The 22,642-nt window shown below is 58.2% G+C and carries 23 protein-coding genes; 16 read left to right on the forward strand and 7 right to left on the reverse strand.

From position 1 onward, the window contains the following. Positions 1-2: 2 nt before the first annotated feature. The 5 genes from FLP30_RS07580 to FLP30_RS07600 form a co-directional block, all read right to left on the reverse strand. A complete protein-coding gene (locus tag FLP30_RS07580) occupies positions 3-581 on the reverse strand; it encodes a YqaA family protein (protein WP_149279278.1) in 579 nt (192 codons plus the stop codon). Positions 582-593: 12 nt separating this feature from the next. After that, on the reverse strand, positions 594-803 hold the full coding sequence (locus FLP30_RS07585) for a hypothetical protein (RefSeq protein ID WP_149279279.1): 210 nt from the start codon (positions 801-803) through the stop codon (positions 594-596). Continuing rightward, positions 763-2,280, reverse strand: coding sequence for an MATE family efflux transporter (locus FLP30_RS07590; RefSeq protein ID WP_149279280.1), 1,518 nt, complete (start codon positions 2,278-2,280; stop codon positions 763-765). Before FLP30_RS07590 ends, FLP30_RS07585 begins: the two co-directional genes overlap by 41 nt. A gap of 132 nt (positions 2,281-2,412) precedes the next feature. Continuing rightward, the gene (locus tag FLP30_RS07595) at positions 2,413-3,171 is read right to left on the reverse strand and encodes an ABC transporter ATP-binding protein (RefSeq protein ID WP_149279281.1); all 759 of its coding nucleotides are present in this window, start codon (positions 3,169-3,171) and stop codon (positions 2,413-2,415) included. A gap of 5 nt (positions 3,172-3,176) precedes the next feature. Continuing rightward, on the reverse strand, positions 3,177-4,049 hold the full coding sequence (locus FLP30_RS07600; protein ID WP_246856463.1) for an ABC transporter permease: 873 nt from the start codon (positions 4,047-4,049) through the stop codon (positions 3,177-3,179). 209 nt (positions 4,050-4,258) lie between these two features. On the opposite strand from FLP30_RS07600, the gene FLP30_RS07605 reads away from it, so the two are divergent. The 14 genes from FLP30_RS07605 to FLP30_RS07670 all read left to right on the forward strand — a co-directional run bounded on the left by FLP30_RS07605 (position 4,259) and on the right by FLP30_RS07670 (position 15,506). Next, a complete protein-coding gene (locus tag FLP30_RS07605) occupies positions 4,259-5,191 on the forward strand; it encodes a ribose-phosphate pyrophosphokinase (RefSeq protein ID WP_149279282.1) in 933 nt (310 codons plus the stop codon). Positions 5,192-5,197: 6 nt separating this feature from the next. Then, on the forward strand, positions 5,198-5,797 hold the full coding sequence (locus tag FLP30_RS07610) for a histidine phosphatase family protein (protein WP_149279283.1): 600 nt from the start codon (positions 5,198-5,200) through the stop codon (positions 5,795-5,797). Positions 5,798-6,020: 223 nt separating this feature from the next. Next, positions 6,021-6,203 carry a Flp family type IVb pilin gene (locus tag FLP30_RS07615; RefSeq protein ID WP_149279284.1) on the forward strand — a complete coding sequence of 61 codons (183 nt, stop codon included), beginning with the start codon at positions 6,021-6,023 and terminating at the stop codon, positions 6,201-6,203. 46 nt (positions 6,204-6,249) lie between these two features. Beyond that, a complete protein-coding gene (locus tag FLP30_RS07620; protein WP_168200066.1) occupies positions 6,250-6,705 on the forward strand; it encodes an A24 family peptidase in 456 nt (151 codons plus the stop codon). An 11-nt stretch (positions 6,706-6,716) separates the two neighbouring features. Next, positions 6,717-7,541: a Flp pilus assembly protein CpaB gene (cpaB, locus tag FLP30_RS07625; protein WP_168200067.1), complete on the forward strand. Its 825-nt coding sequence runs from the start codon at positions 6,717-6,719 to the stop codon at positions 7,539-7,541. Further along, a complete protein-coding gene (locus tag FLP30_RS07630; protein WP_149279287.1) occupies positions 7,528-8,943 on the forward strand; it encodes a type II and III secretion system protein family protein in 1,416 nt (471 codons plus the stop codon). The genes cpaB and FLP30_RS07630 overlap by 14 nt, the downstream gene beginning before the upstream one ends. A gap of 4 nt (positions 8,944-8,947) precedes the next feature. Then, positions 8,948-9,307 carry a hypothetical protein gene (locus FLP30_RS07635; protein WP_149279288.1) on the forward strand — a complete coding sequence of 120 codons (360 nt, stop codon included), beginning with the start codon at positions 8,948-8,950 and terminating at the stop codon, positions 9,305-9,307. A gap of 5 nt (positions 9,308-9,312) precedes the next feature. Then, the gene (locus FLP30_RS07640) at positions 9,313-10,548 is read left to right on the forward strand and encodes an AAA family ATPase (protein WP_149279289.1); all 1,236 of its coding nucleotides are present in this window, start codon (positions 9,313-9,315) and stop codon (positions 10,546-10,548) included. 2 nt (positions 10,549-10,550) lie between these two features. Continuing rightward, positions 10,551-11,951 carry a CpaF family protein gene (locus tag FLP30_RS07645; protein ID WP_149279290.1) on the forward strand — a complete coding sequence of 467 codons (1,401 nt, stop codon included), beginning with the start codon at positions 10,551-10,553 and terminating at the stop codon, positions 11,949-11,951. Then, a complete protein-coding gene (locus tag FLP30_RS07650; RefSeq protein WP_149279291.1) occupies positions 11,918-12,901 on the forward strand; it encodes a type II secretion system F family protein in 984 nt (327 codons plus the stop codon). The genes FLP30_RS07645 and FLP30_RS07650 overlap by 34 nt, the downstream gene beginning before the upstream one ends. A gap of 3 nt (positions 12,902-12,904) precedes the next feature. After that, the gene (locus tag FLP30_RS07655) at positions 12,905-13,816 is read left to right on the forward strand and encodes a type II secretion system F family protein (RefSeq protein WP_149279292.1); all 912 of its coding nucleotides are present in this window, start codon (positions 12,905-12,907) and stop codon (positions 13,814-13,816) included. After that, a complete protein-coding gene (locus FLP30_RS07660; protein ID WP_149279293.1) occupies positions 13,813-14,562 on the forward strand; it encodes a tetratricopeptide repeat protein in 750 nt (249 codons plus the stop codon). Before FLP30_RS07655 ends, FLP30_RS07660 begins: the two co-directional genes overlap by 4 nt. Then, positions 14,546-14,995, forward strand: a complete 450-nt coding sequence (locus FLP30_RS07665) for a TadE/TadG family type IV pilus assembly protein (protein ID WP_149280289.1) — start codon at positions 14,546-14,548, stop codon at positions 14,993-14,995. Before FLP30_RS07660 ends, FLP30_RS07665 begins: the two co-directional genes overlap by 17 nt. A gap of 10 nt (positions 14,996-15,005) precedes the next feature. Next, the gene (locus tag FLP30_RS07670) at positions 15,006-15,506 is read left to right on the forward strand and encodes a hypothetical protein (protein WP_149279294.1); all 501 of its coding nucleotides are present in this window, start codon (positions 15,006-15,008) and stop codon (positions 15,504-15,506) included. A gap of 164 nt (positions 15,507-15,670) precedes the next feature. Here FLP30_RS07670 and FLP30_RS07675 read toward each other — a convergent pair whose 3' ends face one another. Beyond that, on the reverse strand, positions 15,671-16,900 hold the full coding sequence (locus tag FLP30_RS07675) for an aminotransferase class I/II-fold pyridoxal phosphate-dependent enzyme (protein ID WP_246856464.1): 1,230 nt from the start codon (positions 16,898-16,900) through the stop codon (positions 15,671-15,673). A gap of 319 nt (positions 16,901-17,219) precedes the next feature. Here FLP30_RS07675 and FLP30_RS07680 point away from each other — a divergent pair, with 319 nt between their 5' ends. Further along, complete coding sequence (locus tag FLP30_RS07680; RefSeq protein ID WP_246856465.1) at positions 17,220-19,730, forward strand: TonB-dependent receptor plug domain-containing protein; 2,511 nt, start codon at positions 17,220-17,222, stop codon at positions 19,728-19,730. Positions 19,731-19,764: 34 nt separating this feature from the next. Here FLP30_RS07680 and FLP30_RS07685 read toward each other — a convergent pair whose 3' ends face one another. Further along, entirely contained in the window at positions 19,765-21,186 is a 1,422-nt protein-coding gene (locus FLP30_RS07685) for a TadE/TadG family type IV pilus assembly protein (RefSeq protein WP_149279295.1), read from the reverse strand. Positions 21,187-21,681: 495 nt separating this feature from the next. On the opposite strand from FLP30_RS07685, the gene FLP30_RS07690 reads away from it, so the two are divergent. Then, complete coding sequence (locus FLP30_RS07690) at positions 21,682-22,641, forward strand: ABC transporter permease (protein ID WP_149279296.1); 960 nt, start codon at positions 21,682-21,684, stop codon at positions 22,639-22,641. The last annotated feature ends 1 nt before the right edge of the window (position 22,642 follow it).

Here is a 22,642-nt window from a genome sequence, read left to right on the forward strand (position 1 = left end):
TGTCAGAGGTACCGCAGGCCCACGATAGCAGCCACAATGCCGAGGGCGCAGGCCCCGGCAATCAGGGGCAGGCGTTCTTGCAGGACTTTTTCAATCGGCGCTCCATATCGCCGGAGCAGCCCAGCGATCAGGAAAAATCGCAGGCCGCGGGTCACCATGCTGGCCAGTAGAAAAGGGATAATGGCAAAATGCGCCATGCCACTGGCAATGGTGACAAGCTTGTAAGGGATCGGGGTCAGGCCCTTGAGCAGGATAATCGCCACACCCCAGCGCTGGAACAGGGCCTGCAACCCGGCCAGAGCGTTTTCAGCGTGGTAGAAATGGACAATTGGTCTGGCGACAGTATCCAGCAGGGTGGCCCCGATGACCCAGCCCAAAAGCCCGCCAGCCACGCTGCATAACGTGCATAGTGCGGCATAGGCCCATGCCCTGTCCCGGTGGGCCAGCACCATGGGCACCAGCAGGGTTTCGGGCGGCAGGGGGAAGACACTGGCTTCGGCAAATGTCAGCCCGGCCAGCCACCATATGGCATGGGGGCTGGTGGCATGGCGCATGATGCGGGCATAAAGGCGGTTAAACATGGGGGAAAGGTCTTACATCCTTTCCCGGCGCAGCACAGCCTCGGCCTTGCGGTGGATAGTGTCGTATTCGTCCTGCGACAGGGTGCCGCGGTGGAGCATTTCGCTGGCGCGGGCCAGGGCGTCGCGCGCGTGGGCGGCATCGGGGATGGGGTAACGCCGCCCCGGCAGGGCAAAAGCCTCGTCAGGCAGGGCGTTGCGTTCTTCCGTGGTCAGTCTGGGCATGGGTGTCGTCCCTGTTGTCAGGACAGAATGTGGAGGCACTTTCCACATCGTCCAGTTCGGCCATGGCGGCCTCGGCACTGGTGGTGGGAACGTCAGAAACAGGCACACAGTTCTGGCGTACCGGGGCTGCGGAGGTTTTTAGTTTCCGCGTCACGCGGAACGCCGTCAAGACAGCGGCTGAGCCAAACAGCACCGCCCCCAGAGCTTGGCCGAGCTGTACCCCGGCAGGCCCGAAACGTGCGCCCAGCAGCACGAAGGGAATGGTGCCCAAAGTCGCCCGGCCCCAGTTGAAGGCAGTGGAATACAGCGGGAAACCAAGGTTGTTAAAGGCCGAATTGGCGACAAACAGCATGCCCACAAACAGGTAGCTTGCCACTGTCCAGGAGCAGAACAGGTGGATCAGGGCTGCGGCGTCACCATGGGCGTCATAAATCCACACCACAAGGTTCTGCCCCAGAGCCAGGCAGACCCATGTCAGGCACACACTGGCCACCACCAGTTTCAGGCTTGCTTCCAGCGTCTGCTGCACCCGGTCATGCCGCCCGGCCCCCAGATTCTGGCCGATAATGGGGCCGATGGAGCCTGTCAGGGCAAAAACCAGTGAAAACAACAACGGGGCCATGCGTTCTATGGACGCCTGACCAGCTACGGCTGACAGCCCGAAGCCCGCCATGGCGCGGGTGACATAAACACCCCCAGCCGGGGTGGCCAGGTTTGTCAGCGTGGCTGGTAGGGCTATGGCGGTAACATGGCGGGTGTCGGGCCAGATACGGGCCAGTTTTGGCAGGGCCAGCATATCATGCTGCAAGGCACCGCGCAGGCCTGTCAGCGCGACAATCAGGCGGGATACAATGGTGCTGATGGCGGCCCCGGCCAGTCCTTCATGCATGCCAAAAATAAGGACAGGGTCCAGCACGGCCGCAATGACCGCCCCCATCAGGGTAATATGCATGGAGCCTTTGGCATCGCCCACAACCCGCATGAGGGAGGAGGACGCCATGCCTGCGTAAATGAGTGGCAGGGCGGGGCTGACAAGCCGCAGGTACGTGGTGGCGGCCTCCAACGCTGCCCCGCGAGCACCAAACAGGGTCAGAATAGGGTGGGCGCACAGCATGGTCAGCAAGCCCAGCGCCAGTGTCAACACCAGTGTCACGGCTACGGCGGAGGAGGCAATGCTGCGGGCCTCCTCATGCCTGCCAGCCCCAATGGCGCGGGCGGTGGACGCACCAATCCCGATAGTCAGGCCAATACACACTGCAATTTGCAGGCCAATAACCCCACCGGCAAAGCCGATGGCGGCTGTCAGTGCGGTATCGTTCAGGTGGCTGATATAGACCATGTTCAGCACATCCACCGCAAAAACGGCCATAAGCCCCACGGTGCCCGTGCCGGTCATGACAAGAACATGCCGCATGATGCTGCCGGTGGTGAAGCAGGCTCTTCTATTGCCGCCGCAGGGCGGGGTGGGCCGGGTCATTCTGGCTCCGTCGGGTCGGTGCCCCTGGATGGGGCACTCAGGATTCTGCGACCATATGCCATAACCGGGCTTTCAAAGCGAATGGCGCATGGCAGGCCAACCGCAGGTGCAGGGTGGGGCGTGTTGTGGGCTTTAGCCATGCTCGGCACCCGGTGCAGGACGGGGCAGATAGGCATGCAGAACCTGCTGTGTTGGGCCATCCATGCGGATACGCCCCTCCTCCAGCCAGATCAGGCGGGTGCACCATGTGGCCATGATGTCGGCCATATGGCTGGACAGGACAAGGATATCGGCCCCGCGCACAAGGTTTTCCAGCCTGTTGCGCGCCCGGTGGCGGAAGGTGGCATCCCCCGCCATAAACCATTCATCCATCAGCAGCACATGGGGTTGGATTGCTGTTGCCAGCCCAAAGGCAAGGCGGACGACCATGCCGCTGCTGTAGGTTTGAACAGGCAGGTCCATGAAGGTGCCGAGGTCGGCAAAGGCTTCAACATCCTGTTCCATCTCGGTGCGCTGCCGGGCTGGGACACCGGCGATCATGGCCCGCAGGCGGATGTTTTCGCGCCCTGTCAGTTCCATATTCATGCCCAGTGTCTGGTCCAGCAGGGCACCGATCTTGCCTGTCACTCTGACACGGCCATCGGTGGGTTCGTACACACCCGCAAGGGCGCGGAGCAGGGTGGTCTTGCCCGCACCATTGCTGCCAATCAGCCCCAGCCGCTCCCCGGCCTGCACGGTAAAGCTTATGTCGTGCAGGGCGCGCACACCCAGACTGCCATGGAGGCTGGAGGTCAGCCTGCCCTCTGTCGGGGGGCGTTGGCGCAGGCCCAGAGTGTCCGCATGGCGGAGGGGGAAGGCAATGCTCAGGGTTTGGACATCTATCCGGGCCATGATGGTTACACCCAATAGGCTAGCTGTGCGCGGGCGCGGGCAAACAGCCACCATGCAAGCCCGATCAGCAGCCCGGACCAGCCCAGTGCGGCAGGCCAGACGGGGACCTGCAATTCATCATGCAGCAGGGGGGCGCGCAGGATTTCCAGTAGTGCAAAGGCGGGGTCCAGCAGCAGCCAGTTCTGCCCGGTTGCCATCAACTGCGGAGCCCACAGCACTGGCGTGATGAAGAACAGCACCTGCGTCAGGCTTGCGACAAGGGGTGGGATATCGCCAAAGCGGGCGGACAGCACCCCCAGCAGCAGGCAGAGGGCCAGACAGTCAATCAGCCAGAGCAGAACTGCGGGCAACAGTTGCCAGTCCCAGTTAGGTGCAACGGGAAAGAGTATAAAAACGAGGGCGACAACCGGCAGCGTATGGGCCAGCACCAGCACATTGCGGGCCACGCAACGCAGGGCATGGACAAAAAAAGGCATGCGGCTGGAGGTTATCAGCGCTGCAGCTGCCGTAAAGGTCGCACACCCTTCCCGCAGGATGCCTGCGACAAAGGGCCACACTGCCAGAGAGAATGTCAGAAAAGGCAGGTACTGCCGGGTGCTGATATGGAACAGATAGGCATAGAGCAGCCCCATGGCGGCGACCATGATGGCAGTTGTGGCTGTCAGCCAGAAAGGCCCCAGAATGGACCCGCGATAGCGCAGGCGGATATCCATCCACGCCAGTGTCAGCGCCAGCGGGGTGAGAGCAGCCCCCTGGGCAATATCCCGTGCAGCACAGATGTGCCGTGCCAGACCGCGTGTGGGGGCAAGGGACAGGACGGGCTCTGCCGTATCGGGCAGGCGCGTCTGTGGGTTGGGCCGGGCTGGGAGTGTGCTCATACGCAAGGGGTGACGATAGGGGCAAGCCTGCCGCCATGACAAGGCCCTCAGGCCGCAGGGGCGCGGCATTTGTGCCACGCCGGACCAGCCGAAGCCGCAAAGGCGGGTTACTGAGGATGACAAGGCACCGTGCGGTTGCTACACCCCTCTCGCCATAGTGCCGTGTTTAGTTTTCCGCATAACATCAGCCACCGGGAACTCTCCTTGCCATGAAGATTGTCGCCTGTAACAGCAATCTGCCCCTGGCCGAAGCCGTCGCTTCGGAACTGGGCATGACTCTGTGCAACGTGACCGTACGCCGCTTTGCGGATATGGAAGTATTTGTCGAAATCCACGAAAATGTACGTGGTGAGGATGTGTTTGTCGTGCAGAGCACCTGCACGCCCACTAACGACAACCTGATGGAACTGCTGATCATGCTTGACGCCCTGCGTCGCGGGTCAGCCAAGCGCATCACGGCGGTCGTGCCCTATTTCGGCTATGCCCGTCAGGACCGTAAGTCTGGTCCGCGCACGCCTATCAGTGCCAAGCTGGTGGCCAACCTGCTGGTGGAGGCAGGGGCCAGCCGCGTGCTGACGCTGGATCTGCATGCCATGCAGATCCAGGGCTTCTTTGATATTCCGGTGGACAATCTTTACGCAGCCCCGCTGTTTGTGCGCGATATTCTGGCACAGTACGGGGACCGTGACCTCATGATTGTCTCCCCCGATGTGGGGGGTGTTGTGCGGGCCCGCCAGCTTGCACAGCGGCTGAACACCGACCTGGCCATTATTGACAAGCGGCGTGAACGCGCAGGCGTGTCCGAGGTCATGAACGTGATTGGTGATGTCCGGGGCAGGCACTGCCTGCTGGTGGATGACATCGTGGACAGCGGGGGGTCGCTGTGCAACGCGGCACGCGCCATTGCCCAGCAGGGTGCGGCCTCTGTCGGTGCGTATGTCACCCACGGTGTGCTGACAGGCCAGTCGGTTGAACGTATTGCCGATTCCCCGATCGAGATGCTGACCCTGACCGACAGCATCAAGGCGACCGAAGTCGTGGCGGCAGCCCGCAATATCCGCCAGATCAGCATTGCGGGCCTGCTGGCGCGCGCCATGCGGGCCGTGGCGGATGAAAGCTCTGTTTCATCCCTGTTTGACTGAGGTCCCATGCATCAGATTTCCCCTCGCCCTTACTGGTATCTGCGGCATGGCCAGACCGACTGGAATCGGGCTGGCCTGTCGCAGGGACGTACTGATGTGCCGTTGAACGGCACAGGGATCGAACAGGCCGTGGCGGCGGGAAAGCTGATAGCTCAGGCTCTGGCGGACGTGGGCGAGGGGCAGAGCATCACACGGATTGTGGTCTCTCCGCTCGGGCGCGCCTACCAGACTGCCACAATCGTGCGGGATGAACTGGTGGCCCATGGTCTGCCAGCACTCCCGCTGACGGTTGAGGACGACCTGGCCGAAGTCTGTTTTGGTGAGCAGGAAGGCCAGCCTATTGCCGACTGGTATGATGACTGGATCGCGGGCCGTTACACTCCGGCGGGGGCGGAACCGTTTGCCGACCTGTGCCAGCGTGCGGCGCAGGCCGTCAACCGGGCGACTGTGCAGGATGGCACGCCGCTGATTGTGGCGCATGGAGCGCTGTTTCGTGCCCTGCGCTGTGTCATGAAACTGCCTGCCAATGTCCGGCTGCCCAACGCCATACCGCTGAGCGCAACCCCGACCCCGGCGGGGGACTGGCACCTGAAGGAACTGCCCTGACCCAGCCTGAAGGTGCGGGCCGGGCACCTTTGTGACCATGGCGCGCCGGGCTGGAGAGTTGGTGTGGGTGTGGCCTCTGCGGAGGCTATGATCCATGTCAACAGAAATTGAAAATTTCTCAATTCAGTTCGTGTTTTGCTTTTTACAACCTTGGCGAAATGCCATAGGATCAAGAGCGAAAATACTCTGTGCAGCATTGCCCGGAAGGTGGACTATGGAAATCATGACAACGTGCCTTACTCGCTCTTTTCGTCTCTTTGCCGGAGATCGCAAGGGTGTGACTGCTCTTGAATACGGCCTGATTGCAGCGCTGATCGCGTCGGTGATCGTGGCTGGCGTCACCCTGCTGGGGACCAACCTGCAGACCATGTTCAATACACTGGCAGGCAAGATTCCCACAACCTAAGTCCCTTATGGCTATTTTGGCCGGAGGGGGGAGCATTGTCGCGTGTGTGGCAGTGCTCCTTTTCCTTGTGGCAGTTGTCCATGATGTCCGCACGCGGGAAATACCAGACTGGGTTTCAGTCGCGTTTGTGGTCATGGGATTGCTTGTGCTGCCCCACGGGGCCTGGGGGCGGTTGCTGGGGGCAGGTATTCTGTTCTGCCTGTTTTACGCTCTGTGGTTCGTGGGGGGTATCGGTGGGGGAGATGTCAAGCTGATAGCCTCGTCGTCGCTTCTTTTTCCGCCACTGCAGCAGATGTGGTATCTGCTTGATATCGCTTTGGCTGGGGGTGTGCTTGCCTTTGCCTATCTGGCCTTGCGCCGATGGGGCAGCACAGCGCCCGCCGCTCCTTATGGGCGGCTCCTCCGTGTTGAATGCTGGAGAATCCGCAGGGGCGGGCCGTTGCCTTATGCCGTTGCTATTTTTGCCGGTTTTGCAGTGACAGCCTTGCGGGGCGGGCTATGAACCCCAGGGTCATGCTGGTTCTTTTTCTGGGCGTTGGTCTTGTCGGCGGGCTGCTGTTCCTGCGGCTGCTGGTCAAGACACCCACTGTTGTTACTGCGCCTACTGTAGCGCTTGAGCGTGTGTTCGTGACCACGCGGGCTCTGCAGGCAGGTGATTTCATCCATGATAAAGGTGACCTGCGGGAAGAGCAGCGGCCAGCCGCGCAGGTACCGCCGGGTGCGGTACACAGCCTTGCAGCCGCTGGAGGTCAGCCCGGATACATGGGGGCCGTGCTGCGCCAGCCTGTGGCGGCCGGGGCTGTTTTGCTATCGGGCCAGCTTGTGCCTGTTGATGCATCGGATTTTCTTGTCTTTGCCCTGTCGCCCGACAAACGTGCTGTCAGCATCAAGCTGGCATCGGGCGACAATGTGGACGGCTTTGTAGAGCCGGGTGACAAGGTGGATGTTGTTATGCGTCGGCAGGCTAATGGCAACATCGTGGCCAGTGGCGTGGCGCAGAATGTGCGCGTGCTGGCCGTGGACCGTCGCCTTGTGCCCGGCAAGGGGGCAGCGGCAGCCGGGGCAGGTAAGCCCGAGGCATCAGCCACCAGCCAGCAGCGCGACAAACCCATGTTTGTCACGCTGGAAGTTACCCCCCAGCAGGTGGCGGACATTACGCTGGCAACGGATATGGGTGTCCTCTCCCTGGCCCTGCGTTCCATCCGGGGGGATGACCAGACGCCCATCCCGCATGTGCAGGTCGAGCAACCTCAAAGCCCGAAACCAGATTCCAAGCCGAATGGTGCGACAGTGCATGTTTATAATGGGGCGGCAGACACGATTAATGTCCAGTTCTGATCAATACTGGAAAGTGCCGCTTGTGCTTGGCGCGCTGTTTCAACTAGCTCTGGGTGGACCCTGGGGCGGGGTGGCTGTTGCGCGCTCGCTCCAGGCCGAGACGTCAGGCACGCAGGTAACGGTGCAGACCGGGTCGGGGCAGATTGTGCGCCTGAAGCAGGATGTATCCAGCCTGTTTTCCGCCGATCCCAAGGTGGCGGAAGTACGGCCTGCCAGCCCCAGCAGTTTTTTTGTCTTCGGTGTCGGCGCAGGGAACACCACGATTGAGGCTGCGTCAGCCACGGGCGAGGTGATTGGCCGCTACGTCGTGCGGGTTGTGCCATCCAGTTACCGGGCATCTGTGTTGCAGCAGGGGGCCGCCATGGGCAGCCCCGGTGTCAGGGTTGAACCCACACCCGACGGGCTGAGCATAGAGGGCCGTGCATCCGACCCGCAGGCCGCCCAGAAACTGGTGGACCACGCGCGCTCGCTGGCCGGGAAAGAGGGCTATATTGCTGATTACATGACCGTGCCCGGTTCCTTGCAGGTCAACCTGCGGGTACGGGTGGTGGAAATGGAGCGCACCCTTGTGCGCGAGTTGGGGGTGGAGTGGAAAAACGTCAACGCCCTTGGCACATCGGCGGTCGTGGGTGTTGCCACCCAGAGCCCTCTGGCCGCCTTGTCCAACCTGCAAAGCAGTGTGGGGTGGCTGTCACGTTTTAATGTGGGCAGTCAGCGCGTGACGTTGGAAACGGTGGTGGATGCTCTGGCGCAGGACGGGCTGGTGCACAGCCTTGCCGAGCCAAACCTGACAACGCTGAGCGGCCAGCCCGCCAGCTTTCTGGTGGGTGGGGAATACCCGATCCCGGTTTCCAACTACGGTGGCACCACCACGGTGCAGTTCAAGCAGTATGGGATTTCCTTGGGCTTTGTCCCGACCGTGCTGGCGGAAGGGCGGATTAACCTGCATGTCCGCCCCGAAGTCAGCGCCCTGTCCAGTGACGGCGCGGTGACACTGAGCACAAGCAGTAATTCGGTGCAGATTCCGGCCATTCATGTCCGCCGGGCTGATACGACGGTGGAACTGGGCAGCGGGCAGAGCTTTGTCATCGCCGGGCTGCTGTCCGATACCAGCAAGCTGACCACAACCGGCCTGCCATGGCTTGGGGATATTCCCATTCTGGGGGCGCTGTTCAAGTCCAACAGCTTCCAGAAGGACGAGACGGAACTGGTCATTATTGTCACCCCGTATCTGGTCAAGCCAGTTGATAATATCCACGATCTGCACACCCCGGATGAAGACTGGGTGCCGCCGGGCGACATGGAGCGCATCTTCCTGATGCGCCAGAGCAGCACGGATGTCAGGAAACGGCGCGCATGGCAGAAGCTGGACGCGGGTGATGCCGGTTTTATGGTGGAGTAGGGCAATGGCAGTATTTTCCACCTTTACGGGGCGTGCCACCATACTGGCGGGGCTTATGCTGCCATTTGCAGTTGGGTGTTCCACGATGGAGCCTCTGGACCAGTCCTATCACTGGCGGCCACTTGGTGTTTATGACGCCAATATTGCTGCCATGGCTGAGCGCAAGAGCGATCTGGTCTCCGGCCGCCCCCTCGGCCCCAGTGACGGGCATCAGGCGGCCGAGGCCGTTCAGCGCTGGCGTGACGGCAAGGTGCGTAAACTGCCCAATACAGGCCTGGCGGAAGTCAAATCCTCCGGCGGGGATGATCAGGGGGAGAGCGGTTCAGGCTCCGGTCTGGCGGCGGCAACTGGGGCTGGGGGTTAATATCCGTGTCTGAAAGCCGCCAGCGTTCTGGCACACAGCAGTCAGGTGTTATGGGCCGTGTCCTTATTCTGGTGCAGGACGCGGAGGCGGAATCCCTCTTTCTCAGCTTTGTGCAAAGTGTCTGCCCTGGGGATGGCGTGGTGCTGCGCCTTTCTTTGGAGCAGTCGCTCGACTACCTGCAAAAGCGCGAGGTTCCGTCTTACATTATTCTCGATATTGCCGGGGCGGCGGACCCTGTTGCCTGTGTGCGTGATGTGACAGGCATGATCCCCCCCAGCGTGACCCTGATGATTATTGGGGACCGGGAGGACGTTAACTTTTACCGCACCATCACCCATGCGTTTGGTGTTGCGGAATACCTCTACCGCCCGCTTGTTGAAAATCTGGTCGTTCGCTTTTTTGGCGAGATCATTCTGCATGGGCAGAAATCGCGCGATACTGCCAATGGCGGTAGTCTGGTTTTGCTGACAGGCGTGCGGGACGGGGTTGGGGTTTCAACCCTGCTGGCCAATCTGTCCTGGTATGTGGCCGAGGTGGTCAAACGGCATACTTTGCTGGTGGATTTTGATCTTCAGGCCAGCAAGCTTGGCCTTTTGCTTAATGCAGAGAACAATCCGGGCCTACAGGCCGTGCTGGAAGCGCCGGACCGTATGGATGGCCTGCTGATCGAGCGTAGCACGCAGGAACTGTCGGACAGGCTGCATCTTCTGGCCTCGGTGGGCTCCATCATGGCGCGGCCGGTTATTGCGCCGGCAACGGTCAGCGCGCTGATGGAACATGTGCGGGGGCAGTTCCACTTTATCATGGTCGAATCAAGCTGGCGCGATGGAGATATGTACGCGGCCTTGCAGAAGGAAGCCCAGCAGCTTGTGTTCGTGCTGGACCCGACACTGATTTCGGTGCGCGATACGTTACGGGCGATGGCAGCCTTGCCCAAAGGCACTCTGCCCAAACGGCCTTTGTTTGTGCTGAATGGTTTTGGGCGGCCGGGCACGCTGTCTCTGGCCGAAGTCAGCAGCAGTCTGGACATGAAGCCCGATATTGTTGTGCCGTATCTGCCGCGTGAGTGTGGGGAGGCCGAAATTAACGGCCGACCGCTGGTGGAGCAGAACATGCAGTATCAGGCTGCCATTATGCAGCTTGCCCGGATCGGGCTGTCTGTGCATGTCCCGGACAGAGTGGGGACCGGGGGCTGGCGTGGCAGGCTTGGGGCATATTTCTCGCGGTTGAGGCGGACATAAGCATGGCGGACGAGGCTGAGAACGACAGAATAGACCGCCTCAGGCGGCTAAGGTTCCTGCAGGTTCCCGCAGCGGCGTCCGAGCCAATGGCCGCAGCCCCGCAGGAGCGCGCACAGGCTGAGGTGACGGAGCGCCGTGTCTCGCACGAGCAATGGCTGCGGGTGCGTGGCCTGTGCCTGACCCAGCTTGACCCGGCCCTTGTGGTGCCCCTATCCGCCGACCAGCTTGCTGAAACCATTGAACGGGTTGTGGATCAGGTCGCCCGGGGCGAGCGCATACATCTGAACCTGCGTGAGCAGAAGGAACTTGCGTCCGAACTGGTCAATGACATCAAGGGTCTGGGGCCGATCCAGCCGTTGCTGGAAGATGACGCGATCAACGATATCCTCATCAATGGGCCAGACCGGATATTTGTTGAACGTAAAGGTAAGGTTTCACTTTTTCCGGTTCATTTCCGGGATCAGAAACATCTGGTGTCAGTCTGCCAGCGTATTGCCACCGACATGGGCCGCCGGGTGGATGAATCCAGCCCCATGGTGGACGCCCGCCTCAAGGATGGGTCCCGCGTCAATATTGTTTTTCCACCGTTGGCGCTGGATGGGCCTTATGTGTCTATCCGAAAATTTTCCAAAAAGACCATCGATTTTGCCAAGATGGTGGATAATGGAAGCTGCTCGCCCGCTATGGCACGGGTGTTGGAAATAGCAGCCAGCATCCGCCTGAATATTATTGTCTCCGGCGGCACGGGGTCGGGCAAGACCACGCTTTTGAACGCACTGTCCCGCTTTATTGCGTTTGATGAGCGCGTGATTACGGTTGAGGACGCGGCAGAACTGCAATTACAGCAGCCCCATGTGGTGCGGATGGAAACACGCCCTCCCTCGCTTGAAGGCAAGGGCGAAGTGACCCAGCGTGACCTTGTCAGGAACGCCCTGCGTATGCGCCCCGATCGTATTATTGTGGGCGAGGTCCGTGCAGCGGAGGCGTTTGACATGTTGCAGGCCATGAATACGGGCCATGATGGCAGCATGTCCACCATCCACTCCAACAATGCGCGCGACGCCATTATCCGTATCGAAAACATGGTGCAGATGGGCAGCATGTCGCTCCCGCAGTCGGCTATTCGCACCCAGATTGTCAGCGCGGTGGATCTGATCGTGCAGATCGGTCGCCAACGTGATGGTGTGCGTCGTATTGTGCAGGTTAGCGACGTGGCGGGTCTGGAAAATGATGTCGTGGTGATGAACGATATTTTCCGCCTGATGTTTGAAGGCGAGGATGAAAACGGAAAACTCCGCACTCGCTATGTAACATCCCCGGCACGGCCAAGTTTTTATGACAAGCTGAAATACTGCGGCATGGAGCAGGCATGGCAGGCCGCACTGGCCGGGGAGAGTGCATGAATGGCACGGTCCTCATCGCCGGGCTGTTTTTTGCTGGCTGGTTGGGGGGCGGGTTTGGCCTTTACCGCGCGATGGTGCGGCAGGAGGCCCGGCAGGCCCGTATAAGCCGCAGCCTTGGGGCATATGCCCTTAAAATAACGGATGATAACGACAGCATAAACCGCAGCCATGCCCCGGTGGGCCGTCTGGGGCGCGGCTTGCATGTCGTGTTGTACAAAGTGCTGAATTTTCAGGTAGCAGAAGCCGCAATCAGCAATAACAGGACGGTCCTGGGGGTTGCTCTGGGCTTGCTCTGCCTGGGCCTGTATCCGTCTTTCTTTCTGCTCGGGTTTCTGGGTTTACTCGTCTGGGGCGGGTTGTGGGCGGTGCTGGTCCGTATGTTCTATGCCAATGCGGGCAGGCGGCATGTGCGTAAGCTGGGGCAGCAACTGCCCGAAACCATAGGTATTCTTGTGCGTGCCCTAAGGGTTGGCACCCCGTTGAACCGTGCAATGCAGATGGTGGCGGTCGAGGCCAGTCAACCCACGGCGCAGGAGTTCCAGCGGGTGATGCAGGATGTCGCCATGGGGCGTGACCTGCCTGTGGCGTTTTCTGCCATGAGCGGGCGCATTGGTCTGCCGGGGTACCAGTTTCTGGCCGTGGTGGTGGATTTGCAGTCCGAAAGTGGCGGTGGCCTTGCAGAGATTATGCTCGGCTTGGAAAAAACCGTGCGTGAAAGAATGGAAATACAGAAAAAAGGGATCGCAGCCTCGGGCGAGGCTAAAATGACCAGCTATGTTCTGCTGGGCCTGCCCATTGTCGTGATTGTGCTGCTGGGGTTTGAGAACCACCGTTATTTCTCAATCTTTTTTACGCACCCCATGGGGCATTACGTTCTGGCTCTGGCCGTGGGGCTGTGGGTGGCGGGCCTGATGTCGATCCGTCTGCTCATCAACCGCGTGACGAGGTAAGAGATGACGGCTGTGATGGGGCTGGGGATTGTGCTGGCAGTGTGGGCGATGGCCGGTTTTGCCTACCTGTTTGTGCTCAATATGCGCTACAGCCAGCGCCAGCACCGCTTGCAGGCCGTAAGGCGCTTTGCTTTGCCCCATGCAGGGCGGGTACGCAGTGGTTTCAGCCTTGCTGCCAGTTTCCGGCGGTTTGGGATATGGCTTGAGGGCAGCGGGTTTATCCCCGCAGGCACTTTGGCGGAAATGAGGGCAGGTACCCAGGCGCATGCCCGGTCGGGCGAGCAGATTTTTCACGTTTTCCTGGGGATCAAGGTTTTCCTGCTGCTGCTGGGGTGCGTGCTGTTTGTCGGGTGTTTTTTTCTGCTAGGCCATAGGTCGTTCATGCATATCCTGCTGCCTGTCGCTTTTCCGGTGCTTGGGCTTGTCGCGCCTGATATGGTGCTTTCGGCCCGGTACAAACGGTACCTGACCGGTGTTGAGCGAGGGATGCCTGATGCGCTGGACCTTCTTGTCATCTGTGTGGAGGCAGGCATGCCAGCCGAAGTGGCCATTGCCCGCGTGGCGCGTGAAATGGGCCGCCTGAATGCTGATGTCGCTAACGAATTTCGGATGACAGTGCAGGACATGCAGGTCATGCCCGACCGTTATGAAGTGTTCAAGCAGATGGCGCGCCGCACGGGCCTGCCGGTGATGAAGCAGCTGTCGTCCGTGCTGGTGCAGTCGTTTGAACTGGGCACACCGCTGGCCGAGGCTTTTCGGACATTGGCAGCGGATATGAAGCAGGAGGCCGTGTTGCGGTATCAGACACAGGTGGCGCAGCTTCCTGTTTTTATGACACTCCCGATGATTTTGTTCATCCTGCCGGTACTGTTCATTATCGTGTTGGCCCCAGTGGTGCTGAAGGTGCTGTCATGACCGTGCGTGCAGCAGGGCGGGCCATGGTTGCCGGGTGTGCTGTGGCTGTGCTGTTGGCCGGATGCGCCACTGACAAGGCTGGTGAGAAGGACCTGAAAACCGCGCAGGTGGAAATGGACAACGGTGCCCCCATGGCGGCGTTGGAACTGCTGCGTCGGCATGTGCAGTCCCACCCGGAGGATGTGCCAACGCTGCTCGCCCTGGGGCGGGCCAACGCCCAGTTGGGGCGTTACCAACCCGCGATCCTGTTTTTTCAGGATGCGTTGGACAAGGACCACAACTGTGTGGATGCCCTGAAAGGCCTTGCACGGATTGACCTGCAACTTAACCCCGCAAAAGCACTGGAACGACTGGAGGATATGTCCCGCCGTTTCCCGCATGATGCCCAGATCTGGACCGACCTTGGCATTGCGCGTGACTTTGCTGGCCGCCACAAGGCCGCGCGGGATGCGTATTTTCAGGCCATGAAGCTCGACCCGTTGCTGATCTCGGCGCAGAGCAACCTTGGCCTGTCCTATGCCATCAGCGGGCGTTATGATTCTGCCCGCTTTATGTTGCAGCCCCTTGCGGCCTCGGCCGATGCAACGCCTAAAATCCGCGCTAATCTGGCTTATGCCCAGTTGATGGCAGGCGATGAGGACGCCGCGCGTAGAACCCTGATGCACGATATGCCGCGTGCACGGGCGAACAAGGTGCTGCAAAGCTACCGTGTATTTGGTATTCAGCGTGATGCGGCGCGGCATTAACAGGCGTGGCGTTGCAGCCATTGAAACAGCACTGGTGCTGCCGCTATTCCTGTTTCTTATCCTGGCGATTATTGAAACAGGCTGGCAGCTACTGACAGAGATGACCCTGCAGAACGGGGCGGAAGATGCTGCCCGTTTTGTAGAAACCGGCAATACAAGTGACAGCAGCATAGCCGCACAGTGCTGGTCCAACCGGGCGGACGCCATGCAGCAACTGGTGCAGGAGGAAGCCCCGACAATCCTGAGCAAACAGGTGACGATCGCCAGCGCAGGTGGGGGCGACGCTGCCAATACCGTGCAGTATATTTTTACCTATTCCCAGCCGTATCTGACCTCCTGGGCGCGGAGTATGCTGGGCAACGCGATGACACATACGGTCAGGGTGCAGGTCAGGAATGATACCGAAAAAACATCGCAGGAGTGCTCGTCATAATAAAGGCAGTGTGGCTATCGAGGCCGCATTGTGCCTGATGACGGCAATCCTGCTGCTGATTGGCACGACAGACCTGGTGCTGGAACTGCGGCTGTGGTTGCGGGTTAATGCCCTGGCCAGCCATATCGGGCAGGTTGTTGCCCAGTCCGATACGCTGAGCGACAGCTCGGTTCTGGCCGTCATGACATCGGGGCTGGCAGCGGAGGGTACGCTGCTGGCCAATGCTGGTGTGACGGTAACGGTCATAGGCTTGTCCAAGTCAGGCGCAAGTGGGGGCAGCATACGCCAGCAGACGGGTAATGGGTGTGCGTCCGCCTATAGCTCGGCCACGGTGTCAGCCACGCAATTTACCAGTCTGGGGGCAGGGGGGGCGACCGCCATTGTGGCAGTGGATACATGCACCCCGGCCCAGCCATGGCCCGTTAATTTCAGCCTGCTTTTTGGTGGCAAGGAAAGCCCCGCCCTGCATGGCAGCGCGGTGCTGGCCTCCAGCGCAACCCTGTCCGAATGAGTGGTGCAGCACATAGAGATATTGATAGTGTTGTGTCATGTGTAGTGATTGGCGTGACCGGCAGCCAGATGCTGCCAGTGCCCGTCACCTGTCCTGCTTATGCCAAGGCAGCAGAACGGGTGATGGACGTTTTTGTCAGGCAGCGTGTGGATGGATGATACGGCCTAGCTTTTGAAAATACGATCCACCTGTTGATTGAACAGCGCCATCTCCTCTGCCGACCCTATCGTAACGCGAGAGATATTGGGCCATATCGGCCAGTTTCGACCGATAACAACTCCTCTTTTTTCAAAGGCTGCGGCAACATCAGCAGCCGGGCGGCCCCAGTCCACCATGATCATGTTGGCCTGACTGCCAGGCAGGAATGCTATGCCCCGTTTTTGAAGGTGCTGTTCCACAGCCTCCCTGACCGCTGTCATGTTATCACGCCGTTTTTTGATCTGATCGGGCAGGAGGAGGCTTTCTTTGGCACCAGCCAGTGCAGAAACGTTGATCAGCCTTGTTGCGGCCTCACCATCATACCGCATCATCCTCTGGTGTAGTTCAGGGTGGGCAAAGCTTAGGCCAACCCGGAGGCCTGCCATGCCAAAGAGTTTTGAAAAGGTTCTGAGAACAATAAGGTCTTTGCGGTTCTGCAAAAGTGCCAGGGCGCTGGGGTTGGTTGTAAAATGGATATAAGCCTCGTCAACCAGAACGACTGCGTCGGCAGGTTTGTTGTCCAGCAGCCATTTGATCTCCTGCAGGGGTGTTGATGTCCCTGTCGGATTGTTTGGTGAGCACACATAGTAAAGACCAGCCTTTGGGTTTGCTTTGAGCAAGGCTTTGGTACTGGTCGCGTAATTCTCTGCAGCGGTCAGAGGAACGCGCTGGACAGGAATATTGAGATATTTTGCAACTTTCCACGGCACCTCAAAGGTGGGATCAACCGTTACAAGCCCTCTCTCAGGGGACGCAAAAGCTGCAATACTGCGAATAAGAGGGTCCATTGACCCCTGCCAGACCAGAATCTGCTCAACGGGCACATGTTCTACAGTGGAGACTGTGTGCAGGAAGTCGTTATGTAGATGGTCAGGGTCATATCTGTTGCCCGACAGGATTGTTTTCTGGGCAACGCGGGCGGCCTGTGGCAGGGGGCCGGTCCAGTATTCATTTTTATCGATGTAAGCGATGACATTGGTAGACTTTTCATCACTGACTGGCGTACGCGCCTGAGCCGCAGGTAAAATCTGGGAAAAAGAGATCCCCGCTCCGAGCAGGCCTGCCAGTCGTGTAAATTGCCGACGTGAAAAATCACGGGAGACAGTGGCTTTTGCGGGGTCGGAATTTATTGAATCGGTCATATTTCTGTCTCTGATTACAGTCTGACCTAAGCAAACATAAAAATGTTCTTCCATATAATGAGAAATTAAAAACCCTTCCTTTTCGGGGGGAAGGTTACAACACAGATCAGTGATCTGTGTGGTTTTGCGTGTAGGTCAGTGTCGGCCTGATACAGGCCATTATTTCATCAAGCGATGGAAAGCCCATTCATTAAAAAATATTGATATAATCAAAGTGCAGAAGTGTATAGATAATATATTATCATTAAATAACCGATATAAATCCCATAATCACCTTTAATTTTTGCAATGTGGAACACGTTGTATATTTAATTGAAAATATAAAACTTTTGATAACATTTATGGAAAAATCTATAGCATCTGGATATAAAAAATGCACCGCACTGTTCTTCTTATGGGCACGGTCTCTCTTATTATTATAGTAACACCTACCCTGGCTGCCACGACAACGTCTAAAGTATCTCTTCACGGGGCAAGACATTCCCAGCCTGCCAGCGACAGACAGACGGCTCAGACTATTTCAGCAAAATCATCCACCCGTCATATCCATTCACCGCCGAAATCGCGTGATGCGGCAAAGGATAAAGCAGAAGAAATCCATGTCTCGGGCGGGCATTCCTATCTTCGCATTGCGCGCGACAGTTCTATACCAGTCACTGTTATCACTTCTGCTGAACTGCGGCGTTCTGGCCAGATTAATCTGGCTGATGCCATCGCCCGGATTGATCCTGCAATTACCACACAGGCTCAGGGGTGGGATTCTGCGGCTCTGACATCGTCCATCCGTATGCGGGGCCTTAACCCTAACGAAGTGCTTATTCTGGTGGATGGAAAGCGACGGCATACAACAGGCAATATCGTTACGGATTCAGGGCCTTTGCAAGGCTCAACCCCGGTTGACCTGAATATGATCCCCACCAACGCGATTGATCATATCGAGGTGCTGCGCGATGGGGCGGGGACCCGTTACGGGGCAGATGCTGTTGCTGGTGTGATCAATATTATCACCAAGAAGACAGCACATGGCCTGAACGTGGTCACGGATACAGGGGCAGATGCTTATAATGGTGATGGATGGCGGTACAGAATTGGTGCAGATGGTGGCCTGAAATGGGGGGATGATGGCTTTATCCATCTGAACGGTGAAGTCTACCATAAGGATTTTTTCATCTCAAAATCTCGCGCAACGCGGGATCACAGGTGGTCGGAGGGTGATACCTGGGATCCTTATTCGGATCATAGTGTCAGCACCCCAGAAGAAACGCGGGAAAATCTTTCCATCGAATGGGGCAAGGGTATTACCGATAAAATCGAGACCTATGGTCTTATTACCTATGCCCATCGTCATGCCGAGACCAACCAGCACTATCGCCTGCCCAGTGCGGCTCCGTCTGTGTACCCGATGGGGTTTGCCCCGATTGAAACCATTGAAGAAAATGACTTTCAGGCCAATCTGGGCGTGAAAGGGCATGATCTGTTTGGTTTCAACTGGGACCTCAGCACGCTTTATGGTGAGGATGATGAAGACCTCGGCGTAAAGAACACGATCAATTCAAACATGTTGCTTAATCAGGGGGCGAGCCCAACCCGTGTGCGGACTTCCAGTTATCGGCTTTCACAATGGACGAGCAATTTTGATGCCCATCGTGGTTTCAAAATTGCCAACACTGTTCCTGTCACTGTTTCGTTCGGTGCTGAACATCGTCTGGAAATGTACCATATCAAGGCGGGTGACCCTGCATCTTACCTGAATGGCGGCACCGCGGCATGGGCAGGTCTGACCGAACAGAGTGCAGGGTCATGGCAGCGGAATGTCTGGGCTGGCTATCTGGATGCTGACTTCCATCCGCTTGAGCACTGGAGCCTCGATTTTGCAGGTCGTTTTGAGCATTACACGGATGCAGGAAATGCCGAAACAGGTAAGGTCTCGACACGGTATGACTTTACCAAACGTATTGCCGTGCGTGCGACCATTAGCAACGGCTTTCGTGCGCCAAGCCTGCCTGAATACTATTTTAGCTCGCTGAACGTCAGCCCGACAGGCGCTACGGGGTTACTGGGTGCGACTGGCGCTGCGGCGTCCCAGATTGGGGCCACAAAACTCAAGGCTGAACGCTCAACCAATGTTGAGGGTGGCTTTATTCTTGAGCCGATTGATGATTTTCATGTCTCGGTCGATGTCTACCAGATCAATATCCGCAACCGTATCAACGGGTCCAATTATACGAGTGGGCAGACAGCGTATGACGCCATTTCCCAGACTGGTATTACCCTGCCTTCGGGGTTAGACCTCAGCAATGTGCAGGCCAACTACCTGGCCAATATTGGCAGCACCCGCACACAGGGGCTGGATATTCAGGCTGACTATCGCTGGCGCTTGCGCCGTTATGGCAATCTTGATCTTTCGCTCATGCTCAACCTCAACCGTACCCGCATGCAGCATATCAACAGCAATGCGTTTGGGCAGTCCTTGGCCAGCGCCCAGACCATTGCTTATCTGACGACAGCCTCCCCCCGCAGCAAGATCATCCTGAATGCCTACTGGACCAAGGATAAATGGGATGTGAACATCCGTGAAACGCGCTACGGGCAGACATCCTCCATGCTCAGCTATTATGATCTTGCTCCTGCAAACCTTCGGTATTCGACAACCCAGTTTGCCCCATTTGTAAACACGCCAGTCTGGTTAACGGATCTGGAGGTTGGCTATCGTGCCAATCAGCATTGGCATTTTGCTATTGGTGCCAATAACATCTTCAACATGCGGCCGCGGAAAGTAAACCCGATCAATAACTATCTTGGTGCCTCGATTTATGATGCCCATGGCGCCAATATCGGGTTTGAAGGCGCTTATTACTACGGGCGGATCAACGCGACGTTCTAAAATCTTCCGTTCACTACGCCCGGTGCTTGCAAGGCTAGTGCCGGGTGCAGGTGGAGGCAGTGGTGCAGGTAAAGACATAACTCTGGTTTGAAACACCTGGACCACTGATAACGGTGGACGCCGTTTTGATGGTGCTTGTGTCATACAGCGTAATGGCCAGATTGGTGTTGTACGAGGCAAGTGTGCTGATATTAATGGAACTGCCACCACGCAGCGTATAGGTGCCTATGACCTGCGCTCCGGACAAAAAGGCCAGAGACGATTGTGTGTCCAAAGTTGCGGTCGCATTGCTTTCAGTCCCTGTGACCATTGTTGCTTTGTTCCGCAGGGTTATGGTGGCGTTACTGATTTTGCACCATGTGCAGGAATCTGTATTGGTCCAGGTTGAGGCATCAACCGTGATCGCAACAGAGTCCAGCGTGCTGCCAGCATTGTAAACGCTGAAAACAGACCCCCCTGTAATGTTGATCTGCGACCCGGCAGAGGTGGTAAAGGCCCCTTTGACAGTTGCACCGTTTTCTACATTCAGCACGTTACTGCCGATTTTAAAGGGGCTGTTTTCCCCATTGTAGGTAATGGAGCTGAAGGTGACAGAGCCGGTGCTGCCGGTAATCTGCCCGCCAATGCTGTCGAGGATCTGCGACGGGTTGGAAGAGGAAATGACAGAGCCCGTGGCAATGGACACTCCGGACTGCACATGAATGGGAATGTTGATGGTCACATTGCCATCAATAGTGATCAGGTTGTTGGCGCAGAGATAGTACGACGTATAACAGAGCTGTGCTCCCGGTGTGCCGTTCAGAACCAGTGTGCCACTAAAGGCCAGGGATGTGACGGTATTTGAGTTGGAACTGGCCACAGTGTCCGTTTTTTGCCACTCCGAGGTGCCACAGTTGTTCTGCACCGGGCCGCTCATGGTCAGGGCCTGCCCGGCGGCGGCCGCGACTGTCAGAGTGTTAAGGTAGGAATTATACTGGCAGTTGCTGTTCTGGTCTTTAAACAGTCCTGTCCATAGGGAGGACTGCGTTGTTGTGCCTGCGAAGGTGGCATATCCGGTAGCCCCAACCGTTATACTGTCGCGGTGGAGCAGACTGCCAAAAACAAGCGGAACAATAGCCGATGCGCTGACCGGCACGCGTTTGCGTTGCTCGTCCACACCACCAATGGTGATACCGGTGGAGGTGGAGTCCAGCACACCGCTGCCGCTCTGCCCGCTGGATGGCGTAAAATTGGTCCAGAACAGCTTGTCGGCATCGGCGGCACCAGCCGTTGGGTCGTCCAGTGACCCTTCAAGCCCGACGGCTGTTGTTGCGGCGTCCACGGCGGTTTGCAGGCGTTGCTTCACAACATAAACGCGGCTGAGGTCAATGCCGATGGCCATGATCAGGAGCAGAGCGGGCAAGGTAATGGCCAGCAGTATGGCCACAACCCCCTTGCGGTCCTTGCAAAAGCTCATGAGTGCGTGGGCAGTTCGGCCAGGGTGCTGGCACCATAAGGCGCAGGGTGCCGCCGGCAAGCGGGGTAGGGTGCGCGCACTGAATATCCGACCGGCATAAGTCTGGCCTCCGAATCTGTCCTGTCATGCTGTGCCGTATGGGCGGAAAACAGCCGCGCATGCGGGTGCCACGATAGGAACCGGGGCGCATGGCGCAGTAAAGCACGATCTGGCGGCTCTGTGTGCAGGAAAACGCCGTGTGCCGGGCCCGTGGGGCAGGGTGGTCCCTCATTATTTCCCATGTGGAATATTTTTTTGTGGCATGGTGGGGGGAACTGGGTTAAATGAGTAATACCGTTATGGGTTTTAGTATTACTGGAATGAGCCATGGCCCGGTTTGACGCAGCGGCACGGAATACAGGTCTGAACACTGTCTGTGCCCCGGCATGTCGGGTTGGTGGCCTTGTCCATAATGCCGCCCCTGCCGGTGAGTGGTGCTGAGGGAGGAGACAGGTCATGGCGCGCATGTCTGGGTGGATGCTGTATGGCAAGGTTGGCCGCAGGGCGCGTGTTGTCCTTGGGGTGTTCTCCATCCTTCTGCCCCTTCTGGCGTGGAGTGCTGTCAGCTACGTGCCTTTCCTGTGGCACCCGCAGGTGCTGATCACCAATCCGGGTGGGGAGGAGTATCTGGAAGAAGGCATGCGTATGCAGCGTGCCGACTTTGAGCGTGCCGTGCACGAAATGCGCGCGGCAGGCCAGAAAGTGCCAGAAGGTGTGCCCGCCAATCCTGTCTACCTGCCGTCACCCGGCAGCGTACTGTCGTCCTTTGCTCATGCTTTTGTCATGACAGAGGGGAATGGGCCTGAAAAATCCATTCTGCAGGCGTTCTGGCACAGTATTCAGATTATCTTCTGGGGCTTTGTCATTTCCTCGGCCATTGGTGTGCCGCTGGGTATTCTGTGTGGCACGGTGCCTGCGATTGCACGGCTGGTCGAACCCCCGGTGGATTTCCTGCGCTACCTGCCTGCCCCGGCCTTTGGGGCACTGATGGTGGCCATTCTTGGGATTTATGATGCCCCCAAGATTGCGATTATCGTGATCGGGACCTTGTTCCAGCAGATCCTGGTGATTGGCAACACCACCCGCAAGCTGGACTTTGCAGTGGTGGAGGCCGCCCGCACACTCGGGGCCAAAGGCCGGGGGCTTTTGCTGCATGTGGTTATTCCCGGCATTCTGCCCGACCTGTACCGGGACCAGCGCATTCTGCTCGGCTGGGCCTGGACATATCTGATCGTGGCGGAACTGATCGGCACATCCTCCGGTATCACATGGTTTATTACCCAGCAGGCCCGCTACCAGCATTTTGACAATGTGTTTGCCGCCATGGCCCTGATCGGGATTGTCGGCATGGGCACGGACATGCTGCTGGGCTTTGCCGCACGCTTTCTTTTCCGCTGGAAGCAGGAGATCGTCTGAG

This window comes from Acetobacter vaccinii, from assembly GCF_008365315.1.
Classification (GTDB): domain Bacteria; phylum Pseudomonadota; class Alphaproteobacteria; order Acetobacterales; family Acetobacteraceae; genus Acetobacter; species Acetobacter vaccinii.

What these genes read in the sequence shown, in the direction of transcription:
- cpaB (WP_168200067.1), top strand. Translation starts at nt 6,717, where the DNA reads ATGCTGGTTCTTTTTCTGGGCGTTGGTCTTGTCGGCGGGCTGCTGTTC.
- FLP30_RS07605 (WP_149279282.1), top strand. Translation starts at nt 4,259, where the DNA reads ATGAAGATTGTCGCCTGTAACAGCAATCTGCCCCTGGCCGAAGCCGTC.
- FLP30_RS07655 (WP_149279292.1), top strand. Translation starts at nt 12,905, where the DNA reads ATGACGGCTGTGATGGGGCTGGGGATTGTGCTGGCAGTGTGGGCGATG.
- FLP30_RS07590 (WP_149279280.1), bottom strand. Translation starts at nt 2,280, where the DNA reads ATGACCCGGCCCACCCCGCCCTGCGGCGGCAATAGAAGAGCCTGCTTC.
- FLP30_RS07630 (WP_149279287.1), top strand. Translation starts at nt 7,528, where the DNA reads ATGTCCAGTTCTGATCAATACTGGAAAGTGCCGCTTGTGCTTGGCGCG.
- FLP30_RS07675 (WP_246856464.1), bottom strand. Translation starts at nt 16,900, where the DNA reads ATGGAAGAACATTTTTATGTTTGCTTAGGTCAGACTGTAATCAGAGAC.
- FLP30_RS07690 (WP_149279296.1), top strand. Translation starts at nt 21,682, where the DNA reads ATGGCGCGCATGTCTGGGTGGATGCTGTATGGCAAGGTTGGCCGCAGG.
- FLP30_RS07650 (WP_149279291.1), top strand. Translation starts at nt 11,918, where the DNA reads ATGGCAGGCCGCACTGGCCGGGGAGAGTGCATGAATGGCACGGTCCTC.
- FLP30_RS07610 (WP_149279283.1), top strand. Translation starts at nt 5,198, where the DNA reads ATGCATCAGATTTCCCCTCGCCCTTACTGGTATCTGCGGCATGGCCAG.
- FLP30_RS07665 (WP_149280289.1), top strand. Translation starts at nt 14,546, where the DNA reads ATGCGGCGCGGCATTAACAGGCGTGGCGTTGCAGCCATTGAAACAGCA.
- FLP30_RS07600 (WP_246856463.1), bottom strand. Translation starts at nt 4,049, where the DNA reads ATGAGCACACTCCCAGCCCGGCCCAACCCACAGACGCGCCTGCCCGAT.
- FLP30_RS07615 (WP_149279284.1), top strand. Translation starts at nt 6,021, where the DNA reads ATGACAACGTGCCTTACTCGCTCTTTTCGTCTCTTTGCCGGAGATCGC.
- FLP30_RS07660 (WP_149279293.1), top strand. Translation starts at nt 13,813, where the DNA reads ATGACCGTGCGTGCAGCAGGGCGGGCCATGGTTGCCGGGTGTGCTGTG.
- FLP30_RS07680 (WP_246856465.1), top strand. Translation starts at nt 17,220, where the DNA reads ATGCACCGCACTGTTCTTCTTATGGGCACGGTCTCTCTTATTATTATA.
- FLP30_RS07585 (WP_149279279.1), bottom strand. Translation starts at nt 803, where the DNA reads ATGCCCAGACTGACCACGGAAGAACGCAACGCCCTGCCTGACGAGGCT.
- FLP30_RS07635 (WP_149279288.1), top strand. Translation starts at nt 8,948, where the DNA reads ATGGCAGTATTTTCCACCTTTACGGGGCGTGCCACCATACTGGCGGGG.
- FLP30_RS07595 (WP_149279281.1), bottom strand. Translation starts at nt 3,171, where the DNA reads ATGGCCCGGATAGATGTCCAAACCCTGAGCATTGCCTTCCCCCTCCGC.
- FLP30_RS07580 (WP_149279278.1), bottom strand. Translation starts at nt 581, where the DNA reads ATGTTTAACCGCCTTTATGCCCGCATCATGCGCCATGCCACCAGCCCC.
- FLP30_RS07685 (WP_149279295.1), bottom strand. Translation starts at nt 21,186, where the DNA reads ATGAGCTTTTGCAAGGACCGCAAGGGGGTTGTGGCCATACTGCTGGCC.
- FLP30_RS07645 (WP_149279290.1), top strand. Translation starts at nt 10,551, where the DNA reads ATGGCGGACGAGGCTGAGAACGACAGAATAGACCGCCTCAGGCGGCTA.